The sequence below is a fragment of the Metabacillus rhizosphaerae genome (assembly GCF_037201795.1).
Taxonomy (GTDB): domain Bacteria; phylum Bacillota; class Bacilli; order Bacillales; family Bacillaceae; genus Metabacillus; species Metabacillus rhizosphaerae.
The window spans coordinates 5061534-5086813 of record NZ_CP147403.1 but is presented as its reverse complement, the minus strand read 5'-3'; the positions used below and the strand labels follow the sequence as shown (position 1 = coordinate 5086813).

Genomic DNA, 25280 nt, shown 5'->3' with positions numbered 1-25280 from the left:
TTATAATCAAGATGATAGATAAGGGAATTACTTTAAATTCCTTTTTAAATAAAGAAATTTTTATTAAATATTTGGATTTTCATTCAAAAAATCTATGAAATTTTTTACAATCGATAGCTTTAATGAATCTTGATTATACATTAACCATGTATATCTAAATACTGGTTCTCCATTGTTATAAAATAATTCATGTATTTGAAGATTATCTGAAGGTTGAAGACAAATTTCAGGTACAATGGCAATACCTAAATCATTTTTGACCATTTCTTTACATGTTTCTAGTCTGTCTGTTTCCATCATAACAAATGGCGGTTCGGAAAATCTGTCATGCCACCAACCGGTAATTAGAGCTTTTAGAGAACTATCCGTTTTGTAATTAATAAATGGCAATTCACGTAAATTTTCCATGTCTATTTCTTTTTTAGAAATCAAACAAAGTCTTTCTTTATGTAATAATACTTTTTTTCCATACCATTCATAATTTCCACGTAAAATTCCTAATTGCACAGTAGCAGAATTAAGAAGGTTTATAATATCAGTACTCCACCCTGTATTTATATTAAATTGTACATTGGGGAATTTAGTTGAAAATTTTTTTAATATCTTGGGTAGCTTATATTGAGCAAAGTTACTTGAAACTCCTAACCTTAAAGTTCCTTTTACCTCATTTTGCATATTAATCATATAGTCTTTCGTTTTTTGTAACTTATTTATCATTTCTTCGGAATACTCAACTAAATGTATGCCTTCAGAAGTAAACTCAATGCCCCCTTTTATTTTAAAAAATAATCTAGTCCCAAACTCCTTTTCTAAATTTTTAAGTCTGTAAGTCAATGCAGGTTGTGAAATATATAAACGTTCTGATGCACGGCTAATATTTTTCTCTTGATATAAAATTCGGATCGCATTCCAATCTTTTTCATCCATAATGTTCATCTCCATCAACTGATTATAAGTTTTTTTTTGTATTTTTTTAATAAAATATCTATTTTACTTATGATAACACATATCATACTATAATTTTAAAAGCACCGGTACTTTTTAAAAAGTGAATAAGAAAAGGTGGTAATTTGGATGAGAGTACCTGTTGTTGTTATGCGTGGAGGAACTAGTAAAGCGGTGTTTATTAATTTTGAAGATATGCCGACTGATCGTTTGCTTTGGGATGAATTTTTATTGGATATTATGGGAAGTCCAGACCATAGACAAATTGACGGCCTTGGTGGGGCAAATTCATTAACTAGTAAAGCTGCAATTATCAAAAAGTCAGAACTAGAAGAGATTGATATTGAATACACATTTTCCCAAATAAGTATTGAAAATCAATTAGTTGATTTCAAAGGAAACTGCGGAAATATTTCTTCTGCGGTAGGTCCCTATGCAATTGAACAAGGCTTAGTACCAGCAATTGAGCCTATTACAACAGTTAGAATATTTAATACAAATACTCAAAAGATCATTATTGCTGAGGTAGAAGTTGAAAATGGCCAAGTTAAAACTGAAGGTATGTGTTCAATCCCTGGAGTACCAGGAACAGGTTCTCCTATCTATCTTTCATTCACTAATGCTGAAGGTGCTGTAACAGGAAAACTATTTCCAACTGGAAACTCTATTGATGTCATTCAATCACCTAAAGGCCCTATAAATGTTTCAATTATCGATGTTGCTAATCCATTAGTTTTTGTTAATGCCAAAGATGTCGGTCTTACGGGTACTGAACTACCTCATGAAATTACACAAAAAAAGCTAACAGAACTAGAGAATATTAGATCAATTGCAGCCGAAATGTGCCAATTATCTTCAAAAGAAGATGCAACAAAAAAATCACCTGCTGTCCCTAAAATGACAATTATTGCTCCTCCTATGGATTATATTGATGTAACAGGAGTGGAAAGAAAAGCTTCAGATATGGACTGCACAATCAGAATGATGTCCATGCAAAAACCACATCAAGCACTTGCTATAACAGGTGCCATCTGTACCACCGCAGGAGCATTTTTAAAAGATTCAATCTTATCCGATATTATAAAAGTAAATCAAGAAGTTGTCAGGTTAGGACATCCTGCTGGGATCATGGAAACCAAGGTTGAGTTAATAGCTGGAAGTATTAATGCAATCAAGGTAGTACGTACAGCCCGTATGATTTTGGAAGGTTATGCATTTACAAAGAAAAATTATGAGTTTACCTCTAAATTAGCTTAAATAATATAATTTTGTAAAAAGAAATTGGATAAAATATAAATTAATTTCTTAATTATAAAAAAATTTAGGTTGTAAATGGAGGAACTATTTGTGTGGGTAATTACTATCTTTTTAAATGAAAATATGAAGATGTACGAATTTAATACAGAAAAAGAGGCGAGGGAGGCTTTTAGGAAGATAAAAGGCGACAAGATTCTTTCTGAGATAGTTTATTTTAATGATCCTTGTTATGTTTAAACCCTAATTATGAAATTATTTTTTACGTTTATAGTTTCTGAACTAATAAAGTAATTCAGCCTGTTCACTGGTGGACAGGCTGGATTACTTTTCAATAATCGAGGAGTTATTTATAAATAAGCATGGTGCTTCTTTATATTTTATTAAGTATAAAAGTCCACTGGGAAGAGGGAATAATGTTGTTGTAATTACACAATATGATAGTGATTAATTTGTTTCTGATGTAGAAAAAAATGCTAATGCTACCCCAAAAATTAGATTTTCACTCTAACTTTTGGATTACATTAATAGTTAGGACATGTATTTACTTTTGGTTTTTGATAAATTTATTGTATTATTTTTTATTAAATGAACTAATAAGGCGATTAAAGGCAAAGCTGTTCCAATGAGTAAAGTTACTTCACTATTAAATTTATAGTAAGTATAACTTCCAATCCATGAACCAAAGGCTCCTCCCAAAAAGAAAATAGTCATATATAATCCATTAAGTCTGTTTCTTATCTCGGGATTCAAACCAAAGATAACTTTTTGTCCTAATAATAAATTTCCTGATACACCAATATCAATGCAAATGCCGGAGATAAGGAGTAAAATCACACTAAATAGTGAATGATCTTGAACAAAAAATAATAGTAAGATAGATAATAGTACGAGCGCCATTGATATATTAGTCATTGCAAAAATATAACCTTTATCTGCTATTTTACCAATAGTCGGAGTTAATAAAGCTCCAGCTATTGCAACAAAGCCAATTAATGCAATTTCATTATTTGAAAAATGTAATGGCTCAGACCTTAATAAAATTGGGATAACTGTCCAATAAAGACTAAATGTTGCAAATAGACATGCGTGATAAAAAGCTCTTTGTTGTAAAGGAGATGTATTTATTAATAGCTTCACCATAGAAGCTAATAAATTTGGATATGACATGTTACTAGTCGATACTACTTCATAGTTGGGCAAAAATTTAATAATTAGCAGTAATACGGCAACTAGCGTTATTAATGAAAAAAGAAATACCATTCTCCAGCCGAACCAGTCAGATATTCCGATAGATAATGGGCGAGCAATCATAATCCCAATCAATAAACCACTCATCACTTTACCTACATATTTACCTGTCTCTTCAATGGGCACAATCCTCATTGTTAGTGGAACTAACATTTGAGCCGCACAGGCTCCAATGCCAATTATGATTGATAATAGTAAAAAAACAATTCCATTTGTCGAAATTAGCGTACCAATTAATGAAAGAATAGTAAGCCCGATAAGGATTCCTATTATTTTCTTACTTTTAAATAGGTCAGCCATTGGTACGATAAAAAATAGGCCCAATCCATACCCAATTTGTGTCAAGGTAGTGAGCAATCCAGATAAATCAGAAGAGATGTTCAGATCAGTTGCAATGAATTGGACAATTGGTTGTGCATAATAAATATTAGCAGCAAGTGAACCACAACTAATTGCCAAAATAAATAGTAGAAAATTTTTCTTTTTAGTCAACGTTATCATTCCTTTTGATTACGCTTTTTTTTGGTACGTTCGTTCCGAAATGTTTAAAAAAGAAAGACTATAGGTCTGCAATAGTCTTATCCACTAGATTATAGGCAAGATATTTCTCTTTTTTATATCTGGACATTAAATTAATGCTATGATTTAAACTCAATAAAGAATATGCAACTAATTCAGAGTTAGCCTCTTGTGAAATTTCTCCTGTCTTTTTTCCTTCTTCGATGACTTGTTTAAATACTTTTTCAAGTTCATTAAAATCATTTAGAAGTATTTCTTCTATGGAAGGATCAATATGTCCAATAAGCAGCGAAGAATTAGTTATAATACAACTTTTGGGAATGTCATCTGAATAGCATTTTTCAATTTGTTGATAAAAAAACGATTTAAGTGATACTTTAGTGTTTATACCACTAAAAAGTAAATTTCTCTTCCGAGAGCCAACGTTTTTATAATGTTCTAAAACCAGTTTAAATAGTTCATCCTTATCTCCAAAACTATCGTAGAGAGTAGATCGACTTATTCCCATCGTTTCAATAAGATCTGAGATATATGTAGCGTCATAACCTTTTTCCCAGAATAAATACATCGCTTTATTCAAAGCATGTTCTTTGTTAAAACTAATATTTCTACCCAATTTACAAGCACCTCCATTCATATAATTTAGTATAAAGTTTTCGGAACGATGAGTCCAGAAAAACATATCTTGAAATCAAGCCTTCAATAATCTATCTTGGATTGAATCCAAACTTTTTCATCAATCGATTTTCTGGAGTAACGAAAAAAAGCCCAATTTCTCAATTTTAATGCTGAGAAATTGGGCTTTCTAATATTGTAATTTCCTTAACGTTGTAAATATGCGTATTTTCCAGACGCTACCCCTAATAAAAAGGTTTTTTATATTCTAACGAGAATATATATAAAACATTGTAAAGGGGGTAAAAGGATGACAAAAGACGCTAAGGATACCAGTGTCAAAAAATATTCAATTGATCATTTTTTCAACACTGAATCTATTATATCGAACTCCATTTCTTTCGACGAAAAAAAAGTTTTATATTCGAGTGATAAAAGTAGGATCTATAATGCTTACATGGTTTCTTTAGAGGATAATAGCCAGCAACAGGTTACCTATTCAACGGATAATGCAGTCTATGCCGTTTCTTTTTTTCCGAAAGATAATCGCTTTTTATTTTTAAGTGATAAAGGCGGAAATGAAATTTTACATATTTATGTGCAAAATGAAAATGGGGAAGCTATTGATTTAACTCCGGGAGAAAACGAGCGTGCGGTATTTTTTGATTGGAGTAAGGATGAGAAAAGCTTTTTCTATGGATCCAATAAAAGGAATCCAAGTTTTATCGATGTTTATGAAATGAATATCGAAACATATGAATCAACCTGTATTTTTACGAATAATGCCGGATATGAATTTGGATCCATATCACCTGATAAGCGTTTTATATCGTTAGCAAAAGTGAGTAATTTAAATGATTCGGATATTTATTTATATGACCTTGAGTTCGATCGTTTGTCTCATTTAACTGCTCATGAAGGAGATGTTAATTATTTTCCTCAAAATTTCAGCGAAGATTCCGATTCTCTTTACTTTTTAACCGACGAAAATTATGAATTTAAATATTTGAAAAAGTATCACTTCGATACCAACCAATCCGTAGAAGTGGCTAAAGAAAATTGGGATATTACGTCTATATTTTTTTCAAGTGACTATCACTATCTTGTTTACTCGATTAACATTGATGCAAAAACAGAATTTAAAATAATAAACTTAACCACTCACCAGCAGATTGAACTTCCGTCATTGCCTGAAGGACAAATTGTCAATATACAGCTTTCTAAAAGCGAGGAATTAATAACATTTCTATTAAATAGCTCAAACGCACCATCGAATTTGTATGCCTATTATCTCGAATCAAAAGAATTAAAAAAGCTTTCTGATACCTTAAATCCTGAAATTGATCCAAAGGAATTAGTAGTAGCTAAGGTAATCCGCTATCCATCATTTGATGGATTAGAGATACCTGCGATTTATTATAAGCCTGTAGTAAATGCAGGTGAAAAAGCACCTGCTCTAGTATTTGTTCATGGAGGCCCCGGAGGGCAGTCTAGTACTGAATATTATCCATTATTTCAATACCTGGCAAATCAAGGTTATGCCATTTTAGACGTAAATTACAGAGGAAGCTCTGGATATGGAAAGTCTTTCTTTAGTGCTGCAGATTTAAAGCAGGGGGAAATCGATTTGGAGGATTGTATTCAGGCAAAAAATTTCCTTCGAGAGCAAGATTATATAAATGGAGAAAGAATCGGGATAATTGGAGATAGCTATGGTGGATTTATGGTGCTTGCTGCATTAGCATTCAGGCCGGAAGAGTTTAAAGTGGGTGTAGACATTTTTGGTGTCTCCAATTGGGAACGAACATTAAAAAGCATCCCATCATGGTGGGAAAGTTACCGAGATGCACTTTATAAAAAATTAGGTAACCCTTATACACAAACTGAGTATATACGCAGTATTTCACCATTATTCCATGCGGAGAAAATTAATAAACCACTCATTGTGCTGCAGGGTGCAAATGACCCACGAGTACTTCAGGTTGAATCTGATGAAATCGTAGCTGCACTGAAAAAAAATAATGTACCTGTTGAGTATGTAGTGTTCCCTGATGAGGGACACGGATTTATGAAAATGGAAAATAAAATAAACGGTTACAAGGCCGTACTTGAATTTTTAGATGAACATTTAAAAGTATAATAATCATTGTAAAAAAGGACCAGATTAAATAGCTGGCTGACCTTATAACACTGTCTGATGTCCCAATATACCTCACAATCGTACTATAACTCTCCACACCAGCTAAATAGCGTTTAACAATCACTAGTTTATCTTCTCCAGTGAATTTAGCCAAACAAAAACTGCACCTCCAATTGTTAGATGGTGTCCAACAATTGGGGTGCAGTTCAATTTGGAGCGTATTTTGTTATCGATCATAAAGGGAAAGGAAATTTCCCTGACTGCTTAACAATTTTTTTGAGAAAAATAGTGTAAGTAATCCCAAAATTAAAATATTTGCTATACGTTTTCTGTTTTATCTGTTTTATCTGCTATGTTTGCTTTTTGCTGGTATAATTTCTTCCCTAATATGGACTGAAAAATTAAGAAAGTTCCACCGACTGCCCAGTATAGCGGGAGTGCTGCTGGAGCGTTTAGAGAGAATATCACGATCATAAGTGGTGACATGAGCCCCATAATTTTCATTTGAGACTGGTTTTGAGTAGGCATATTCGACATCGATACTTTAAATTGTACATAGTAAACGATCCCAGCAATTGCTGTAATCCAAATATCCGGCTGTCCTAGGCTGAACCAGAGAAATGAGTGTGTCGCAATTTCTTCTGAGCCCCTGATTGCATAATAAAACCCCATCAAGATCGGCATTTGAATAAGCATTGGAAGACAACCGATAGAAAGTGGATTAACTCCATGCTTTTTATATAGTCCAAACATTTCCTGCTGTAGCTTTTGTTGTTCTTTCTGGTCCTTGGCAGCCTTAGTCTTTTTCTGAATAGCATCCATTTCAGGCTTTAATAATTCCATCTTTTCCTTCATATGCTGTTGATTTTTATACTGTTTTAACATCAATGGCAACAGAATGAGACGAATAATTAGTGTAATCAGTATGATTGACAATCCAAAGCTGCCATTAAATAAAATAGCGATACTATGAATGGCTGATGCAAATGGATGAACAAACACATTTTGAAAAAAACCATCCCCATTTGAATTCTGTGCAGAACAAGCAGAAAGTACTAAGGTAGATATCGTAACTACAATAATAACAAGTATGTTTTTAGTAGGTTTCATCTTTCTTCCTCCAGTCATTTTTCTAAAAATGCTTAGTAAGAGAAAGAATGGAAACCTTCCGAATCGTCACCCGAGCTTTCTTTTCTGCGAATATATCTTGCAATCCAACCTAATAATGAGTTAGACCTCCATTCATTTATCTGCTGAATAGAAGGTCTTGATAATGTTATATTTACCTTTGAAGGCGAGACACATGTTGCTTCAATAAAATCATATTCAATATGCCAAGTCCAAATATATTTAATCGTTAAGCTTAATAGAAAGCTAGCATAGAATGTATAAATAGTGGAAATGTTTGTAAAATCTAAAATGATCTCGTACAAATTTTCACCCCTAAAAAGAGCAACTAAGAGAAGTATAATAAAAAATTGAGTGCAAGGCAATGGAATGGATATCTAAATAGGGGCTGCTGAATAAACAAAGGATTCCAGTAATGACAAGGGGGTGGGGTCTTTTTGTCGAATATATGTATTTATGATTACTCTTTAATAATCTATTTTTCGCAGAAAGGCGCGATTGTTGAAATACGAAAAAGGAAGAATGCCTTTAGTTTTCATCATTAATTCATTAAAAGAGCAATTCATTAGGAGTACCAAATAGAAAAGAGGAATAATGATCTAGTCATTGTTTCTCTTTATTATTTTGATAAAATAAACAACACTGTTATTTAGAAAAAGAGATCGGATTTTTATATGTAAAGGTAAAGAACTCTTAAATATAATGAAAATAAGTAAATGTTTACCTTGTGTTAAGAAGACTGTGAATTTTGTAAGCGTATCCAAATATGTTAAACAAATTATCAATAAGGAGTTTTTATAATGGTAAAAAGATATGTATTAGTCGGAACAGGTGGAAGAGCAGAATATTTCTATGGTGCGGTTGTCCGTGATTTTAGGGAGACGAGTGAACTAGTTGCGTTTTGTGATATCAATCAAACGAGAATGAATTATGCGAACCGTTTATTGGAAGAGAAATATGATCATCCGCAAATCGAGACGTATCTTGCTAAGGATTTTGAACAAATGATTGCTAATGAAAAGCCTGATACGGTGATCGTTACGTCCGTCGATCGAACCCATCATACGTATATTATTAAAGCATTAGAACTAGGGTGTGATGTGATTACCGAAAAACCAATGACCACCGATGCCGAGAAATGTCAGGCGATTATTGATGCTGTTAAGAAAACAGGTCAAGAGGTTCGCGTTTCTTTCAACTATCGTTATGCACCACATAACACGAAAATAAGAGAGTTAATTAAAGACGGTGTGATTGGTGAAGTATTTTCGGTCAATTTTGAGTGGGCATTAAATACTCAGCATGGGGCAGATTACTTCCGAAGATGGCATCGAGATAAGCGAAATAGTGGTGGCTTGTTAGTTCATAAATCTACCCATCATTTTGATTTAGTTAACTTCTGGTTAGGAACAACACCAGAGACAGTCTATGCCCTCGGTGGATTACGTTTTTATGGCAGAGAAAATGCAGAATCAAGGGGAGTAACTAACTTTTATCAACGGGCACATGGAAGTGAAGTGGCCAAGAATGATCCGTTTGCTATTAATCTAGAAGAAAACAAACATTTAAAAGCAATGTATTTAGATGCCGAAAAAGAAGATGGCTATCATCGTGATCAAAGTGTGTTTGGAGATGGCATTAATATTGAAGATACATTAGGCGTGATGGTCCATTACAAAAATAAAGCTATTTTAAACTATTCTTTAAATGCTTATTTACCATGGGAAGGCTATATTGTTTCGTTTAATGGTAGTAAAGGACGAATCGAAGTTCATGTCCGGGAGCAATCATATATTAATTCAGGTGGAAATAAAGAGGATGAAGGAAGACTAGAGGAAAAATCAATTACTGTTATGCCGATGTTTAGTGAATCGTATGAGGTAGAAATAGAAGAAGGTGAAGGTGGCCACGGTGGTGGTGACCCAATCTTATTACAAGATCTGTTTGGTACACCGTTAGAGGATGAATTTAACCGAGCAGCTTCCCATGTAGACGGAGCCATGTCAATACTTACTGGGGTTGCAGGAAATATTTCATTAAATACTGGACAGCCAGTGAAAGTTGACGTATTGGTGAAGTTTTAAGCTATTGGTGTTACAACGATGGTTTGAAATATAAAAGAAATCGGGGATCAACTTCGTTTTCAAGCATGATTTGAACACTACTATAGAATACAATATCCAGAAATAGCTACAGGTGAATTTAACCATACAAAAACTGCACTCCAATTGTTAAGTTGTGTCTAACAAATGGGGTGCAGTTTAATTGATATTTGATCTTTTTTGTATGTCAATGTAAGCTTTTTACTATCGGTTTCTCCGTTTGCGGAAGAACGCTGGAGTATCTAATGATTCTTCTGGTTCCAAGTTTCGTTCATAAAACGGAATTGATCCTCTAGGTTCTATTTTCTCAGGTTGTATATGTTGTTCCTTTGGATATCGATTAGACGTTGCTTCAGTTGATGGCTCTTCAGGTGTTTGTACTATTGATGAATCCTTTGCAGTAAATCCAGTAGCTATGACAGTTACGATAATTTCATCTTTTAAATTATCGTTGATGACAGAGCCAAAAATCATATTTAAATCGTCATGTGAAGCAGATGAAACCATATCGGCTGCCTCCTGAACTTCAAAGAGGCTTAAATTGCGACCGCCGGTTATATTCATGATCACTCCCTTGGCTCCATTGATGGAGGTTTCTAGCAACGGACTATTTATCGCTTTTTGGGCAGCATCAGCAGCGCGGTTTTCACCTGAAGCAATACCAATGCCCATTAAAGCAGTTCCTTTTTGGGACATAACTGTTTTCACGTCAGCAAAGTCAAGGTTAATTAAACCTGGAATAGCGATTAAATCAGAAATTCCTTGAACGCCTTGACGAAGAACGCTATCTGCTTCTCGGAAAGCATCAAGGATATGTGTTTTTTTATCTACAATCTCTAATAAGCGATCGTTTGGAATAATAATTAGAGTGTCAACAGACTCCTTCATTTCGTTAATTCCTTTTGTGGCGTTTGCAGCGCGCTTGGAACCTTCAAATTTGAACGGTCGTGTAACAACCCCAATGGTTAAGGCTCCGAGATTACGGGAGATTTCAGCAACGGCTGGAGCTGCTCCTGTGCCTGTTCCACCACCCATTCCTGCAGTAACAAAAACCATATCTGCCCCTTTTAACACTTCTTCGATTTGTTGTTTGCTTTCTTCCACAGCTCTTTTACCAATTTCTGGATTTGCCCCTGCGCCTAGACCTCTAGTTAATGCTGCACCGATTTGCATCTTAATCTCTGCTTTTGATTGATTAAGAGCTTGTGCATCTGTATTAACTGCAATAAATTCTACCCCTTCAACACCGTCCTCGATCATACGGTTTACAGCGTTGTTTCCCCCGCCGCCTACACCAATAACTTTAATTGTTGCGAATTGGTCAATATTTGTATCAAAATCCAACATGTTCATTCCTCCTAAATCATCCAAATTGCCTAAATTATAAATTATTTCAATAAAAGCCATAGACTCTAATATGATTCGAAGTTCTCTGGCTATTTTTGTATGGTTTGTAGATTAATAGTCTGGATAATCTGCTTTTTTTATAAGGTTTTTTGTCCCTATATCAAAAATAGTAAATAAGACAAGCCTATGATATTCGAACCATTCATGTGTATAATAGGAGAAAAAATGAGATGAACATATAAGTCTACAAAGTCTGGGGGGATTTTTTTGAAATCTGGTGAAGGTTGTAGAATCATCATTGTGGATGATGAGCAATTAATAAGACAAGGGATTAAGCATTATGTGGAATGGGAGCAGGAAGGCTTTCAGATTGTTGGGGAAGCATCGAATGGTCAGGAGGCTCTTGAGTTAATTGAGTTAACAAAGCCTCATATTATCTTAACGGATATTGTCATGCCGATTATGGATGGGGAAGAATTAACTCGTATTGTGAAAAGTAAGTACCCACATATTGAGATCATCATATTAAGTAGTTTCGGGGAATTTGAATATGTGAGATCAACTTTTCAAAGCGGGGCAGTCGATTATATTTTAAAGCCTAAGCTTGATGCTGATACATTACTTAATGTGCTAAAAACTGCAGCAAGTAGAATACCATCACTACAAGCAGCAAATGGAGATACTAATGTTGCCATTAATATTGGGCATATGATCGAAAAGTTTGTATCAGGTTATGACACTCAATATGATGAAAAATTAATGTCAGAGACGTTTCCATATGAACGTTTTTGCTTAGTAGCTGCTGATACAAGACTCCTTAAAGATAAAGATGCTATAAACAGGGATTTGATTATTCTTCGATTTGAAGAATTGTTCGATACTCAATTAAAGAAAATAAAAATACAGGAATTCACAACAGAAGAAAATGTAAGTGTTTTCCTTGTTAATGGGCAAGAAGATGAACTAAAAGAAATGCAGGGAGTAGCTGCTGAACTATTAGAGTTAGATTTAAAGCTTTCAGTGCTTATTTGTGACACGTTTGAAAGCTTTTCAAAAATTGGGATTAAGTACAATGACGTGATCAAGAAAATGCTTCAATATCGATTTTATTTTCCTGAAACTAACATAATAGTTGAGGAAGACTTAGCAAAAGAAGGTCCGAAAATCACTTCTTTTAATTTGGATAAGTTTACGAATGATTTTAAGCATGAGCGTTTTGATTCTGCATTTGACTATTTAGAGGAACATGTAAGAGAATTATCAGCAGCATTTACGACGGATATATTTGAATATAAAGCGTTTTTTGGCAACATCATTTTCAATATTTCCATTTTATTAAGTAATTTGGAGTATGATGTGAAGAATTTAGAAAATGAAAAGTTCAGTTTTTTTAATGCAATTGATGAAGCTAAAACGGCAGCGAGTGTTGTTGAACAGTTGCATCGATTTGTAGAAAAGGCGAAAGAAATTATTTTATCAAGGAAAAATCAAACCGGACATTCAAATCTTCAACAAATTCTTGATTATATTGAAGAAAATTATGCAGAGCCGTTGAGCTTAACTGGTGTAGCAAATCATTTTCATTTTAATTCTTCCTATTTATCAAGTTATTTTGCTACACATAACAAAGAAGGCTTTAATGAGTATTTAAATAGAATTCGTATAGAAGAGGCTACGAAGTTATTAATGAATAGCTCTATTCCGATATCTGAGATTAGTGGACATGTTGGGTATTCCGATCATAGTTATTTTTGCAAGGTATTTAAAAAGCAAAGAGGTTTATCCCCGAGTCAATATCGAAGAAATCAAAAATTGAATAAGTGATGTGAATCAGTATGAAATTTTTCCAAAATCATTTTAAACATAATGGTTTGTTTGTCATTATGTTTTTAATTAGTGTAATCAGTATTATTACGGTTTCAATCATTATTACGTGGACAACGTTTCGTATGTCTGAGCAGTTTTTTATTGATAAGTTTAGTATTACAAATGCGAAAGTAATGAATCAAGTTAAAGATAGTTTTGAATCCTATAATTACTCGATTGTTCTTGCGTCAAACAACATCTTACAAAGTGGAACGATAAGAAGAATTATGACGGAGGAGCAATCCAATGCGCAAAAAATGCGATCTTATTATCAAATGAGTGAGCAGATGAAACGAACGAAATCAAATGTTGATGCTTATGAAACTGAAATTATTGTGACCGGTGTGAATGAAATGAGCTATGCGACAAATCGATCATACTGGCTAATTACCGATGAAGAATTGCAGAGTCATATTATGACTGAAAATTCGTTAAAAAATCCAAAGAGGTTGATCTATCAATATGATCAGCGTAACGAAAATACAAATAGCGCTAATGATGCTCAATTTATCGTTGCTTCAAAACCTTTAATGGAAAGGATTTCAGGAAATATATACGGAATGATGTACTTCGCAATACAAGAAAGTGAAATTAGGAATTTTTATAACAGCCACACAAGTACAGGAAATGATGTTTTTATTCTCGATAAAACTGGTACCATTGTGTCAAGTAATAAAACGGAATTAATTGGAGATGAAGCTAATAATCTTTTGCGCTATGCAAAAGAAAATGAACAAAAGAATAATGATTATATAATTGCAAATTTCATGGGAACAGATCAAATCATCTTTATGGAATATATTCCTTCTTTTGATATGTATTTATTTAATTTAATAGACAAGAAAACAGCAATTGGTGATTTGATTAATAAAAAGCAAATTGTGCTGATTTGTATTTGCATAGTTGCTATCGCCCTTATTATTGTTTTTCTTATATCGAGAAGAATGACAAATTCATTATCAACATTAGTAAAGCAAATTTCAGATGCTTCGAAATTTGATTTTGATCAGTATGTTTCAGTAAGTGGTACGTATGAAACAATGCAAATCGGTAAGGCATTTAATTCAATGCTGGATGAACTTCATGATTACTTGGAAAAACTCGTTCTTTTCCAAAAGCAAAAACGCAATGCAGAATTAGCGGCTTTACAACAGCAAATTAATCCGCATTTTCTCTATAATACACTTACTTCCATTAAGTTTATGATTCAGCAAGGTGGAAAAGGGGAAGCGGAGGAAACAATCAATTCCTTGATTTCATTACTTCAAAATACAATTGGAAATGGGAGTGAAACCATTTCTGTTGAGCAAGAAATAAATAATTTAAAAGATTATGTTCTTATTAATCAAAAACGCTATGGAGACAGAATTAAAGTAAATTATTTACTTTCACCAGATTGTGTAGACCAACAAATTCCTAAGCTGATTTTACAGCCTTTTATTGAAAATTCATTTTTCCACGGATTTAACAACAAAACATCTGGCTTTATCAATGTAATGGTGTGGCAAGAAAAGGGTACTTTGATTTGCGAGATCATGGATAATGGAGATGGAATGGAGATTTCATCTAATAAACTTCCGAAAACAAAGAGTAAGAAACAGCATTTTACAGGGATCGGTGTAAGAAATGTAAATGAAAGAATTCAAATTTTGTATGGTAATCAATATGGTGTATCGATTTCAAGTAAATTAGGAGAGGGAACAAGAGTGAAGATTACACTTCCGATCTCCGAAATATAAAAAAAGTACAAGTATCTAAAAAAAATACAACCCTAATTAATTGTAAACGGATACATTCTATAAAAAAATCACAAGTTTATGAAAATATTGTCCTAAAGAAAAACGAAACATAGGTGCTAATATTGTAGTTGTAAGGGTGATAGCGCTTACGAAAACAAAAATATGGGGGTATTTTTTATGAAAAAGCTACTCGTACTTATGATGGCTTGCATGATGTTTTTGGCAGCATGCTCATCTGGGTCTCAAGAGACAGAATCAGATTCAAGTGAATCATCGGGTTCAAAAGAAATTACAATTTGGGCATGGGACCCAAACTTTAATATTAAAGCGATGGAAATAGCAAAAGAGTATTATCAAAAAGAAAATCCTGATGTAGAAATCAAGATTGTAGATAATGCGCAAGCTGATATTATTCAAAAGTTAAATACAAGCTTAAGTTCTGGTACGACAAAAGGATTACCAAATATCGTGTTGATCGAAGACTATCGTGCACAAAGCTTCCTTCAAGCATATCCAGATTCTTTCCATGAAATAACTGGATCTTTCAAAGCGGAAGATTTTGCATCATATAAAATTGCACCAACTAGCTTAGATGGTAAAAACTATGGTTTACCATTTGATACAGGTGTAACTGGTTTATACGTAAGAACGGATTATTTAGATGAAGCAGGCTATACAGTTGATGATTTAAAAGGTATTGATTGGAATCAATATATTGAAATTGGTAAAAAAGTAAAAGAAGCAACTGGAAAGCAAATGATTACACTTGATCCAAATGACCAAGGTCTTATTCGTATGATGTTGCAATCTAGTGGTTCTTGGTACTTAAAAGAAGATGGTGTGACACCATTTATTGCTGATAATGAAGCACTTAAGAAGTCTTTTGAAACATACAAAGCAATGTTGGACGCTGATATCGTAAAACCAAACTCTGATTGGAGTCAATTCTTAGCAGCATTCAATAGTGGCGAAGTAGCATCAGTACCAACTGGAAACTGGATCACGCCTTCTATTAAAGCTGAAGCATCACAATCAGGTAAATGGGCAGTTGTGCCACAGCCAAAACTTCCAGATGTAGAGAATTCAGTAAATGCATCTAACCTAGGTGGAAGCTCATGGTATGTTCTAAATGTAGATGGAAAAGATGAAGCAACGGATTTCTTAGCAAAAACGTTTGGTTCAAACGTTGATTTTTATCAAGATTTAGTAACAGAAGTTGGGGCAATCGGAACGTACACTCCTGCAACAACTGGGGAAGCATACAAAGCTGAGGATGAATTCTTTGCAGGGCAACCAATTATCTCTGATTTCTCAAAATGGGTAGAAGAAATCCCACAAGTCAATTATGGATTGCACACATACGCAATTGATGACATTTTAATTGTTGAAATGCAAAACTACCTTAACGGTAAGGATCTTGATCAAGTGCTAGAAGATGCTCAACAACAAGCAGAAGCACAGCTTCAATAATTACCTTTCCTACAATTCTTCTCAAAGCTAACTTAGTATGAGAAGCTAAGCCTTGAAACCTCATCTGCTTCTGTTAATAAGGATAACTTATGAGAAGTACAGTCGAGATTTCAAGGCTTCTATCTTATTTTGACAAGTTAAGGAGTTGACATAATATGTTATCAGCAAAATCAAACGCAAACACTTCTGTTTCTTATTCGAAAAGGAAACCTTTAAATAAAACGACAATCATCGGTTGGTCCTTTATCACAATCGCTTCTGTATTAATCTGCTTATTTTACTTTTACCCAATGGTTCAGGCTTTAATCATGTCTTTCCAATCAGGTACAGGTACGAATTTAACGTTTACAGGATTAGATAATTACGCTCGATTACTTAAAGACCCTACTTTTATAACTGCAGTTAAGAACACGGTTATTTATCTAATTATCCAAGTGCCAGTTATGATTTTATTAGCCTTATTTTTATCCGTTATATTAAATGACAAACGTTTAAAGTTTAAAGGATTTTTCCGTACTGCGATCTTCTTACCATGTGTTACATCACTTGTAGCTTATTCCGTTATTTTTAAGTATTTATTCGGTGTAGATGGAATTATCAATATGATGTTAATGAAGCTTGCATTTATTTCTGAACCAATTCAATGGTTAACAGATCCGTTCTGGGCCAAGATTACAATTGTTATCGCAATTACATGGCGCTGGACTGGTTATAATATGATCTTCTATTTATCCTCACTTCAAAATATAGATCATTCAATTTATGAAGCAGCAAAAATTGATGGAGCATCATCAATACAACAATTTTTTAAGATTACGATTCCAATGTTAAAGCCTATTATTCTTTTTACGTCGATTACTTCTACAATTGGAACGCTACAGTTGTTTGATGAGGTTATGAATATTACAAAAGGTGGTCCTGGTAATTCTACTATGACAATTTCTCAATATATTTATAATCTTTCATTTAAATACACTCCAGACTTTGGGTATGCGGCAACCGTATCGTATGCAATTGTTATTATGATTGTGATCTTCTCAATTATTCAGTTCAAAGTGGCAGGTGAGAAAAATGCTTAAAAAATTATTTGGTTATGGTGTATTAATTATTGCGAGTATTGTGTCAATCTTTCCGTTTTTATGGATGGTAGTTTCAGCAACAAATAAATCAGTTGATGTAACACAGGGAAGGATATTACCTGGTACTCATCTTGTAGAAAACTTTAAAAATCTATTAACCACAGTTGATATTGTACCAGCGTTAATAAATTCAGCAAAAATTTCTATTTCAACAACAATTTTATCGTTATTAATCGCTTCCTTAGCGGGATATGGATTTGAAATTTTCAAAAGTAAGTCAAAGGATGTTGTGTTTAATATTTTACTACTATCAATGATGATTCCATTTGCAGCGTTAATGGTCCCTTTATTCAGGATGTTCGGTACGATTTCACAAACAGTGCCTTTCTTAGGAATTGATACATTAACAGCAGTGGTTTTACCAACATTAACTACAGCATTTTTAATCTTTTTCTTCAGACAAAGTACAAAAATGTTTCCAAAGGATATTCTTGAAGCAGGTCGAATTGATGGATTAAGTGAGTTAGGAGTATTTTTTAGAATTTATGTACCAACAATGAAAACAACATATGCAGCAGCGGCAATCATTACATTTATGGCCAGCTGGAACAACTATTTATGGCCTCTAGTTGTTTTACAATCTCCAGAAAATCAGACGATTCCATTACTGATTTCAAACTTAGGTTCAAGTTATTCGCCTGACTTTGGGGTTATTATGATGGCGATTGTAATTGCTACATTACCAGCTGCACTGATTTTCTTCATTATGCAAAAGCACTTTGTTGCAGGAATGATGGGCTCAGTAAAATAAGATAGAGAGGTAGAATGATAATAATGACAACGAATCCAGATCTAAATTGGCTAACAGACGTAAATGTATTTGCAGTAAATCGACTTCCTGCACACTCTAGTCATATGTATTACGAAACAATGGAAGAGGCAAAAAAATCTGTTCCAATGAAAATGAGAAAAAGCTTAAATGGAAATTGGAAGTTTCATTATGCGATTAATCCGAGTAATCGTCCGGAAACTTTTTATGAATTGAATTTTGATTGTAATAGCTGGGATGATATTAAAGTTCCAGGTCATATCCAACTACAAGGATATGGCAAGCCACAATATGTAAACACGATGTATCCGTGGGACGGGATAAATGACATTCGTCCTCCTGAAATTCCTACTGATCATAATCCTGTTGGAAGCTATGTAAAGTATTTTCATGTCCCTGATAACATGCTAGAAAAGCCTGTATATGTATCGTTTCAAGGGGTTGAGTCTGCTTTTTACGTATGGCTAAATGGTAAGTTTGTCGGATATAGTGAAGACAGCTTCACACCAGCTGAGTTTGACTTAACACCTTTTTTACAGGAGGGGGAAAATAAACTAGCGGTTGAAGTGTATCAAAGAAGTACAGGAAGTTGGTTAGAAGATCAAGATTTTTGGCGCTTCTCAGGTATTTTCCGTGAAGTGTATCTTTATACAGTGCCGAAGATGCATGTTTATGATGCATATGTTCATGCAGATTTGGATGAAACTTATACAAAGGGAACACTTAAAGTTGATCTTCAGCTAAATGCTCCTGCTGCATCTGGATCAAAGGTAATCGCTAGTTTGGTAGATAAAGATCATAACGTTATTGAATCAACAAGTGTTGCGATGAACGATGAAAACCCAACATTTACGATCAATGTGGATCAACCAGAATTATGGAGTGCGGAAACACCTAATCTATACAAGCTCTACCTCCAGCTTGTGAATGAATCAGGAGATGTAGTAGAAGTTGTTCCGCAAAAGGTTGGTTTTAGACGTTTTGAGTTAGTGGATAAGGTGATGAAAATAAATGGTGAGCGTATCATCTTTAAAGGGGTAAACCGCCACGAGTTTAACCATCGAACAGGGCGTGCTATTACTAAGGAAGATATGCTATGGGATATTAAGACTTTAAAACAAAATAATATAAACTCGGTTCGAACATCGCATTACCCAAACCAAAGCTATTGGTACGAATTATGTGATGAATATGGCGTGTATGTGATTGATGAAATGAACTTAGAAACACATGGTTCATGGCAAAAGATGGGCGCTGTTGAGCCTTCTTGGAATATTCCAGGTAATAAACCAGAATGGCAAGACATCGTTTTAGATCGTGCGAAGTCGATGTTTGAAAGAGATAAAAATCATCCTTCAATTATCATTTGGTCATGCGGAAATGAGTCATATGCAGGTGAAGTGATATTAAATGTGACAAGATACTTTAAATCTGTTGATTCTAGTCGACTTGTTCATTATGAAGGCGTGTTTTATGACCGTAATTACAATGAGACTAGTGATATGGAAAGCCGGATGTATGCAAAGCCAGCAGATATTGAAGAGTATTTAACAAATAACCCTGAAAAACCATATATAAGCTGTGAATATATGCATGCGATGGGGAATTCATTGGGTGGTATGAATTATTACACAGAGCTAGAGGATAAATATCCAATGTATCAAGGTGGATTCATTTGGGATTATATTGACCAGTCTCTTGTTAAAGAAGACCGTTACGGGAAAGAATTTTTAGCTTATGGTGGAGATTTTGATGATCGCCCAACAGATTATGGTTTCTGTACAAATGGAATTGTTTATGCAGACCGTAAAATTTCACCGAAAATGCAAGAAGTAAAATATTTATATCAAAATATTAAGCTTGAAGCAGATGAAACAGGTGTAATGATCAAAAACAAGAATTTGTTTAAAGATACATCTGATTATGAATTAAGATACACGCTTTTTCTTGAAGGAGAAGAAGTGTATGAAAAAACATTACAAGTAAATGTATCACCACAAAGTGAACAGCGAATTGACTATGATTGGTCAAAAGAATTAATGAACAAACCAGAAGAGTATTATGTTCATGTTGCTTTTCTTTTAAAAGAAGAAACGATATGGGCAAATGCTGGACATGAGGTTGCATTTGGACAATATATCTTTGCGAAGAAAGCTAATAAAATGGCGCCAATTGCAGCAAATGGGGAATTCAGGTTAGTCGAAGGCGATGTGAATATCGGTGTTCATGGAAGAGACTTTAGCATTATCTTCTCAAAGGCAGTAGGTAGTTTAGTATCAGTAAACTATTCTGGAAAAGAAATGATTGCTTATCCTCCTGCTCCATTGTTTTGGAGAGCAACGACAGATAATGACCGAGGTTTTGCACAATCATTTGTTTCAGGTTGTTGGCATGCAGCAAGCTTAGCTCGTAGATGTACTAGTGTTGATGTAACCGAAGAAAAAGATACTGTTCAAGTAGCATTCACCTACAAGTTTTCTATTCATGAAAAAATTGAAGTGACCACGAGCTATACAGTTTATCCTAATGGAAGCATTCATGTTAAGTCTTCCTATAAAGGAGCAGAAGGATTGCCGCAAATGCCAATTTTCGCAGTATCCTTCAAGGTTCCGGCAAAATATAATCAGTTAGAATGGTATGCAATGGGACCTGAAGAAAACTATTCTGATCGAGCTCATGGAGCACGTCTTGGAGTATTTAAGAATACGGCAAAAGACAATGTCGAAGGTTATTTAAATCCACAAGAGTCGGGAAATCGTACAGGAGTACGTCGGGTAAGTGTAACAAATTCTGACGGTGAAGGGGTCATGATCTCTTCTAAGGATACGCCAATTGAATGTAATGTCTCACCATACACAGCTTTTGAGCTTGAAAATGCGAATCATCATTATGAGCTACCAAATGTTCATTATTCAGTGATTACCGTTGCTGGTAAGCAAATGGGTGTTGGTGGAGATGACAGCTGGGGTGCTCCAGTTCATGAAGAGCATATCATAAAAGGAAATACTGATATAGATTTTGAATTTATCATTCAACGTGAAGGGTTTTAATCATACAAAGTAAACAAGAGCTTGGATTTTTTCAAGCTCTTTGGCTTTTTAAATTTGAATTAGGAGTTGAAAACCTTGTCTATTCATATAAATGATCAAAATAAACAATTTCACTTAACAAACGGCCAAATTAGTTACATTTTTCAAGTTTTAAAGAACGGGAGTCTTGGCCAGCTTTATTTTGGTAAAGCCATTCGTCATCGCGATGATTTTTCACATTTTCAAGTAAATGATATTCCGACAGCAGCAAGCTGTCACTTTTACCAAGAAGATCCAGCCTTTTCTCTAGAAACAACACGTCAAGAGTTTCCGGTACCTGGTAAGGGAGATTTTCGTGAAGCTGCAATCGAGGTTGAAACAAGTGAGGGAAGAGTTGGAAATTTATTTGCTTATCAAGGGTATGAAGTGATAAAAGGAAAGCTTAAATTAGATGGACTTCCTGCTACATATGCAAATGAAGAGGAAGCAACAACGCTTATTATTACACTTGAAGATCAATTGATTGGTGCAAGCCTTCAGCTATCTTATACGATTTTTCACGAGCATCCTGTTATTACACGTAATGTAAGGATCGTAAATAATGGAGATCACACTCTTTCTCTGAAAAAGATTATGAGTGCCTCAATCGATTTACCTGATGCAGATTATACGATGGTTCATCTGTCTGGCACATGGTCAAGGGAAAGGCATATTAAAGAACGTCAGCTTGTACAAGGGATTTCTTCTATCTCCAGCATAAGAGGTGCAAGCTCACACCATGATAACCCATTCATTGCTTTGAAAAGAAAAGAAACAACAGAGCATGACAACGAAGTGTATGGATTTAATTTTGTTTACAGCAGTAATTTCCTAGCACAAGTACAGGTTGATCATTATGATACATCAAGAGTCATGATGGGGATTCACCCACATCAATTTAATTGGCAGCTTAACAACCAAGAAAGCTTTCAAACTCCAGAAGTTGTTATCGTTTATTCAAATGAAGGATTAAATGGAATGAGTCAAGCCTATCACAATCTATATCGTCAGCACTTAATCCGTGACCCATGGAAAATAGAAGAAAGACCTATATTAATAAACAATTGGGAAGCTACTTACTTTGATTTTAACGAAGAAAAGCTTGTAAATATTGCAGAAAGCGCAAAGGAACTAGGAATTGAGTTGTTTGTTCTAGATGATGGTTGGTTTGGTAAAAGGAACGATGATACATCCTCACTTGGAGATTGGTTTGAAGATGAAGAAAAGCTTCCAAATGGCTTAGAATCTTTGGTAGAAAAATTAAAGCAAATAGACATCAAATTCGGCTTATGGTTTGAGCCTGAAATGATTAATCCAATTAGTCAGTTATATAAGGAACATCCAGATTGGATCGTAGGTAGGCAAGAAGAGCACTTAGTTTTTGGCCGAAATCAATTAGTGTTGGATTTCTCAAGACGTGAAGTAGTGGATTATATTTATGAAAAAATGGCGGGTATCATTAACAAAACACAGCTTTCTTATATTAAATGGGATATGAATCGGAATATTACAGATGCTTATTCGGCAGCACTTAAACTAGAACATCAAGGTGAATTTTACCACCGTTATATTTTAGGTGTGTATGATTTATATGAGAGACTTACGAATGAATTTCCGAACGTATTATTTGAATCTTGTGCCGGTGGTGGAGGAAGATTCGACCCAGGTATGTTTTATTATGCTCCACAAGCTTGGACTAGTGATGATACGGATGCGGTTGAGCGCTTAAAAATTCAGTATGGAACCTCACTTGTTTATCCGATTTATAGTATGGGTTCACATGTATCAGCTGTTCCAAACCACCAAACATTAAGAAAAACACCTATTGAAACAAGAGCGAATACAGCGTACTTTGGGACATTTGGGTATGAATTAAACCCACTCGAATTAAGCGAAGAGGAACGAGAATTAATTAGGACTCAAGTTCAATTCTATAAAAATCAACGTAAATTAGTAAGAGATGGTGATTTTTATCGCCTTCAAAGTCCTTTCGATGGAAATGAAACGGCATGGATGATCATATCGAAAGATCAGAATGAGGCATTGATAGGGTGGTATAAGGTGCTTGCCACAGTAAATCCAAAGAAACAACAAGTACTTAAACTAAAAGGACTTGATGAAAATAAGCTTTATGAAGTGAACGGCAAAGGAACATACTATGGTGATGAATTACATTACAATGGTTTACAATTACCTACTGAATTTAATGGAGTAAACGCCCCATTTGCAAAACGTGGAGGAGATTATCAATCAGTTGTATTCCATTTAGTAGGGAAGGATAAATAAAGTAGCTTAGCATCACAAGACAACCACCTACTAAAAAATAGGGCAGTCTAATAAGTCCTTAAAATAAATTAGGTGAAGAAAAGGTACTTTAGTTGGCACAGCAGCAGAGTTAGAAGCTTAAATTCCTTGGTAGTTAAGGGATTTAAGTTTTTTTTGACTTAAAAATGACCTAACTCGTATTAAAAGGGAAATTTTACATTTATTAAGGGTAACACGGATTTCCATGGTACAGTATAGGAAATGGCAATTGTTATTGAACGGGCAGTTTAGCGACAGAAATGGAGGGTCTAGCTATGGGCATTAGGAATTATCTGATTGAAGGCGTTTCCGGCACCGGTAAAACTACGGTCTGCAATGAATTGCAGCTGCGCGGCTACCATGCCATTCATGGTGACCGTGAATTGGCTTATCAAGGCGATCCGGAAACTGGTACACGGACGGATGGCGTCACGCACGAGAACCACATTTGGCATGTAGATAAAGTAAAGGCTTTGGTCGCCAACCAGGATGAGGCGGTAACATTTTTCTGCGGTGGCTCTAGGAACTTTTCGAAATTCATAGATCTATTTGACGGCGTGTTCGTCCTCGAGGTCGACCTTGACACATTGAACCGGCGGCTTGACGAGCGACCGGAAAATGAGTGGGGCGGAAAGAATACGGAACGGGAACTCATTGCGCGATTGCACCAAACGAAAGAAGACATTCCGAAAAATGGAATTATAATCGACGCCACTGCACCGATCGAGCACGTCGTTGATGAGATCGTCCGTCAAAGCGAAGAAAATAAACGTCAACGTCAAATTTAAGCCATAACAACAACAACAACAATGGAATGGATCAACATAACTCAACATAGCAAAATGGATTGTCCTATATCCAGACAACCCATTTTTGCGATTATTTATTCAATTCAATCGTTTCATTAATATCAGTCGATTTAGAACTTTGCCCTGTTATTCGTTTATAGAAAAAGGCAACTTTCTTCGTAAAATTACCTGTTTCCCAATATTCGGCTGCTTCCGCTTTTACATTTATCAAGACAACGTTAGGGTCATCATAAGAAGTTTGCATAATTTTCTCATATGTTTTGCTCCACAATTCCTTTTTCTTGTCTAAATCCTCAACGATTTCCGCTCTTCCACGGACGGAGACAAAGGACTTACCTGCATAAGCCACATTAACATCATGATCATGTAAAATTTCTTCATATTTATTAGTCTCTTTTTTAGTAAAAAACCATAAATCACCATCAAACTCTAATTCTTGTGTTTTCATAGGACGAGAAATAAGCCCTTCTTCAGTTACCGTAGTCAGCATGGCCGTTTCTACGTCTTTGATTAACTCTCTTAATGTTTCCATTTCTTCTTGTTTAATCATGTTAGACATTTCCATCACCTCATAATGTTTATAGAGGTATACTACCCTTTACACCAACTTTTAATCCGGTATGGCGGTTTACTTAACTCTAACATAATGAAGTCAAACAACCGGAAAGAAAATTGGGGTAAACGTTTTAATGGTGAGAATGCTTAAGCCTAAAATTTACACAGTAATGCTGGAAATGCGATTTACCTCGTCTGTTACGCTGCTAATTCTGATATTATGTTGAACCTTCTAATTCTGATTTTGTACTTCAAAACTG

At 34.6% G+C, this 25280-nt stretch carries 18 protein-coding genes; 11 read left to right on the top strand and 7 right to left on the bottom strand.

What is annotated here, in order from left to right:
* Positions 1–63 precede the first annotated feature (63 nt).
* Positions 64–927 carry a LysR family transcriptional regulator gene (locus WCV66_RS24230; RefSeq protein ID WP_066324314.1) on the bottom strand — a complete coding sequence of 288 codons (864 nt, stop codon included), beginning with the start codon at positions 925–927 and terminating at the stop codon, positions 64–66.
* Between the two features lie 147 nt (positions 928–1074).
* Here WCV66_RS24230 and WCV66_RS24225 point away from each other — a divergent pair, with 147 nt between their 5' ends.
* Entirely contained in the window at positions 1075–2202 is a 1128-nt protein-coding gene (locus tag WCV66_RS24225; RefSeq protein ID WP_338787173.1) for a 2-methylaconitate cis-trans isomerase PrpF family protein, read from the top strand.
* A gap of 528 nt (positions 2203–2730) precedes the next feature.
* Here WCV66_RS24225 and WCV66_RS24220 read toward each other — a convergent pair.
* Together WCV66_RS24220 and WCV66_RS24215 are read right to left on the bottom strand one after the other, a co-directional pair.
* The gene (locus WCV66_RS24220) at positions 2731–3951 is read right to left on the bottom strand and encodes an MFS transporter (protein ID WP_338787172.1); all 1221 of its coding nucleotides are present in this window, start codon (positions 3949–3951) and stop codon (positions 2731–2733) included.
* Positions 3952–4009: 58 nt separating this feature from the next.
* Positions 4010–4585 carry a TetR/AcrR family transcriptional regulator gene (locus tag WCV66_RS24215; protein ID WP_338787171.1) on the bottom strand — a complete coding sequence of 192 codons (576 nt, stop codon included), beginning with the start codon at positions 4583–4585 and terminating at the stop codon, positions 4010–4012.
* A gap of 309 nt (positions 4586–4894) precedes the next feature.
* Here WCV66_RS24215 and WCV66_RS24210 point away from each other — a divergent pair, with 309 nt between their 5' ends.
* Entirely contained in the window at positions 4895–6724 is a 1830-nt protein-coding gene (locus WCV66_RS24210; protein ID WP_338787170.1) for an alpha/beta hydrolase family protein, read from the top strand.
* Positions 6725–7042: 318 nt separating this feature from the next.
* Here WCV66_RS24210 and yidC read toward each other — a convergent pair whose 3' ends face one another.
* Both yidC and WCV66_RS24200 read right to left on the bottom strand, forming a co-directional pair.
* Complete coding sequence (gene yidC / locus WCV66_RS24205; RefSeq protein WP_338787169.1) at positions 7043–7834, bottom strand: membrane protein insertase YidC; 792 nt, start codon at positions 7832–7834, stop codon at positions 7043–7045.
* A 32-nt stretch (positions 7835–7866) separates the two neighbouring features.
* On the bottom strand, positions 7867–8157 hold the full coding sequence (locus WCV66_RS24200; RefSeq protein WP_338787168.1) for a hypothetical protein: 291 nt from the start codon (positions 8155–8157) through the stop codon (positions 7867–7869).
* Positions 8158–8652: 495 nt separating this feature from the next.
* Between WCV66_RS24200 and WCV66_RS24195 the strand changes: the two genes are divergently transcribed.
* Complete coding sequence (locus tag WCV66_RS24195) at positions 8653–9936, top strand: Gfo/Idh/MocA family oxidoreductase (protein ID WP_338787167.1); 1284 nt, start codon at positions 8653–8655, stop codon at positions 9934–9936.
* A 222-nt stretch (positions 9937–10158) separates the two neighbouring features.
* Here WCV66_RS24195 and ftsZ read toward each other — a convergent pair whose 3' ends face one another.
* Positions 10159–11301, bottom strand: a complete 1143-nt coding sequence (gene ftsZ / locus WCV66_RS24190; RefSeq protein WP_338787166.1) for a cell division protein FtsZ — start codon at positions 11299–11301, stop codon at positions 10159–10161.
* 267 nt (positions 11302–11568) lie between these two features.
* On the opposite strand from ftsZ, the gene WCV66_RS24185 reads away from it, so the two are divergent.
* The 8 genes from WCV66_RS24185 to WCV66_RS24150 all read left to right on the top strand — a co-directional run bounded on the left by WCV66_RS24185 (position 11569) and on the right by WCV66_RS24150 (position 24444).
* The gene (locus WCV66_RS24185) at positions 11569–13125 is read left to right on the top strand and encodes a response regulator transcription factor (protein WP_338787165.1); all 1557 of its coding nucleotides are present in this window, start codon (positions 11569–11571) and stop codon (positions 13123–13125) included.
* An 11-nt stretch (positions 13126–13136) separates the two neighbouring features.
* Complete coding sequence (locus WCV66_RS24180) at positions 13137–14906, top strand: sensor histidine kinase (protein ID WP_338787164.1); 1770 nt, start codon at positions 13137–13139, stop codon at positions 14904–14906.
* Positions 14907–15083: 177 nt separating this feature from the next.
* Positions 15084–16376, top strand: a complete 1293-nt coding sequence (locus WCV66_RS24175; protein ID WP_338787163.1) for an ABC transporter substrate-binding protein — start codon at positions 15084–15086, stop codon at positions 16374–16376.
* A 155-nt stretch (positions 16377–16531) separates the two neighbouring features.
* Positions 16532–17455 carry a carbohydrate ABC transporter permease gene (locus tag WCV66_RS24170; RefSeq protein WP_066324358.1) on the top strand — a complete coding sequence of 308 codons (924 nt, stop codon included), beginning with the start codon at positions 16532–16534 and terminating at the stop codon, positions 17453–17455.
* Positions 17448–18266, top strand: coding sequence for a carbohydrate ABC transporter permease (locus tag WCV66_RS24165; RefSeq protein ID WP_066324360.1), 819 nt, complete (start codon positions 17448–17450; stop codon positions 18264–18266). Before WCV66_RS24170 ends, WCV66_RS24165 begins: the two co-directional genes overlap by 8 nt.
* Positions 18267–18289: 23 nt before the next feature.
* Positions 18290–21334, top strand: coding sequence for a glycoside hydrolase family 2 TIM barrel-domain containing protein (locus WCV66_RS24160; RefSeq protein WP_338789543.1), 3045 nt, complete (start codon positions 18290–18292; stop codon positions 21332–21334).
* A 75-nt stretch (positions 21335–21409) separates the two neighbouring features.
* On the top strand, positions 21410–23638 hold the full coding sequence (locus tag WCV66_RS24155; RefSeq protein WP_338787162.1) for an alpha-galactosidase: 2229 nt from the start codon (positions 21410–21412) through the stop codon (positions 23636–23638).
* 293 nt (positions 23639–23931) lie between these two features.
* On the top strand, positions 23932–24444 hold the full coding sequence (locus WCV66_RS24150) for an AAA family ATPase (protein WP_338787161.1): 513 nt from the start codon (positions 23932–23934) through the stop codon (positions 24442–24444).
* Positions 24445–24535: 91 nt separating this feature from the next.
* Here the strand turns inward: WCV66_RS24150 and WCV66_RS24145 are convergent, their stop codons facing one another.
* On the bottom strand, positions 24536–25024 hold the full coding sequence (locus WCV66_RS24145; RefSeq protein WP_338787160.1) for a pyridoxamine 5'-phosphate oxidase family protein: 489 nt from the start codon (positions 25022–25024) through the stop codon (positions 24536–24538).
* Positions 25025–25280: the final 256 nt, after the last annotated feature.

Coding starts and splice junctions, on each gene's coding strand:
- WCV66_RS24230 (WP_066324314.1), bottom strand. CDS start 927: ATGGATGAAAAAGATTGGAATGCGATCCGAATTTTATATCAAGAGAAA.
- WCV66_RS24225 (WP_338787173.1), top strand. CDS start 1,075: ATGAGAGTACCTGTTGTTGTTATGCGTGGAGGAACTAGTAAAGCGGTG.
- WCV66_RS24220 (WP_338787172.1), bottom strand. CDS start 3,951: ATGATAACGTTGACTAAAAAGAAAAATTTTCTACTATTTATTTTGGCA.
- WCV66_RS24210 (WP_338787170.1), top strand. CDS start 4,895: ATGACAAAAGACGCTAAGGATACCAGTGTCAAAAAATATTCAATTGAT.
- yidC (WP_338787169.1), bottom strand. CDS start 7,834: ATGAAACCTACTAAAAACATACTTGTTATTATTGTAGTTACGATATCT.
- WCV66_RS24195 (WP_338787167.1), top strand. CDS start 8,653: ATGGTAAAAAGATATGTATTAGTCGGAACAGGTGGAAGAGCAGAATAT.
- ftsZ (WP_338787166.1), bottom strand. CDS start 11,301: ATGTTGGATTTTGATACAAATATTGACCAATTCGCAACAATTAAAGTT.
- WCV66_RS24180 (WP_338787164.1), top strand. CDS start 13,137: ATGAAATTTTTCCAAAATCATTTTAAACATAATGGTTTGTTTGTCATT.
- WCV66_RS24175 (WP_338787163.1), top strand. CDS start 15,084: ATGAAAAAGCTACTCGTACTTATGATGGCTTGCATGATGTTTTTGGCA.
- WCV66_RS24170 (WP_066324358.1), top strand. CDS start 16,532: ATGTTATCAGCAAAATCAAACGCAAACACTTCTGTTTCTTATTCGAAA.
- WCV66_RS24165 (WP_066324360.1), top strand. CDS start 17,448: ATGCTTAAAAAATTATTTGGTTATGGTGTATTAATTATTGCGAGTATT.
- WCV66_RS24160 (WP_338789543.1), top strand. CDS start 18,290: ATGACAACGAATCCAGATCTAAATTGGCTAACAGACGTAAATGTATTT.
- WCV66_RS24150 (WP_338787161.1), top strand. CDS start 23,932: ATGGGCATTAGGAATTATCTGATTGAAGGCGTTTCCGGCACCGGTAAA.
- WCV66_RS24145 (WP_338787160.1), bottom strand. CDS start 25,024: ATGTCTAACATGATTAAACAAGAAGAAATGGAAACATTAAGAGAGTTA.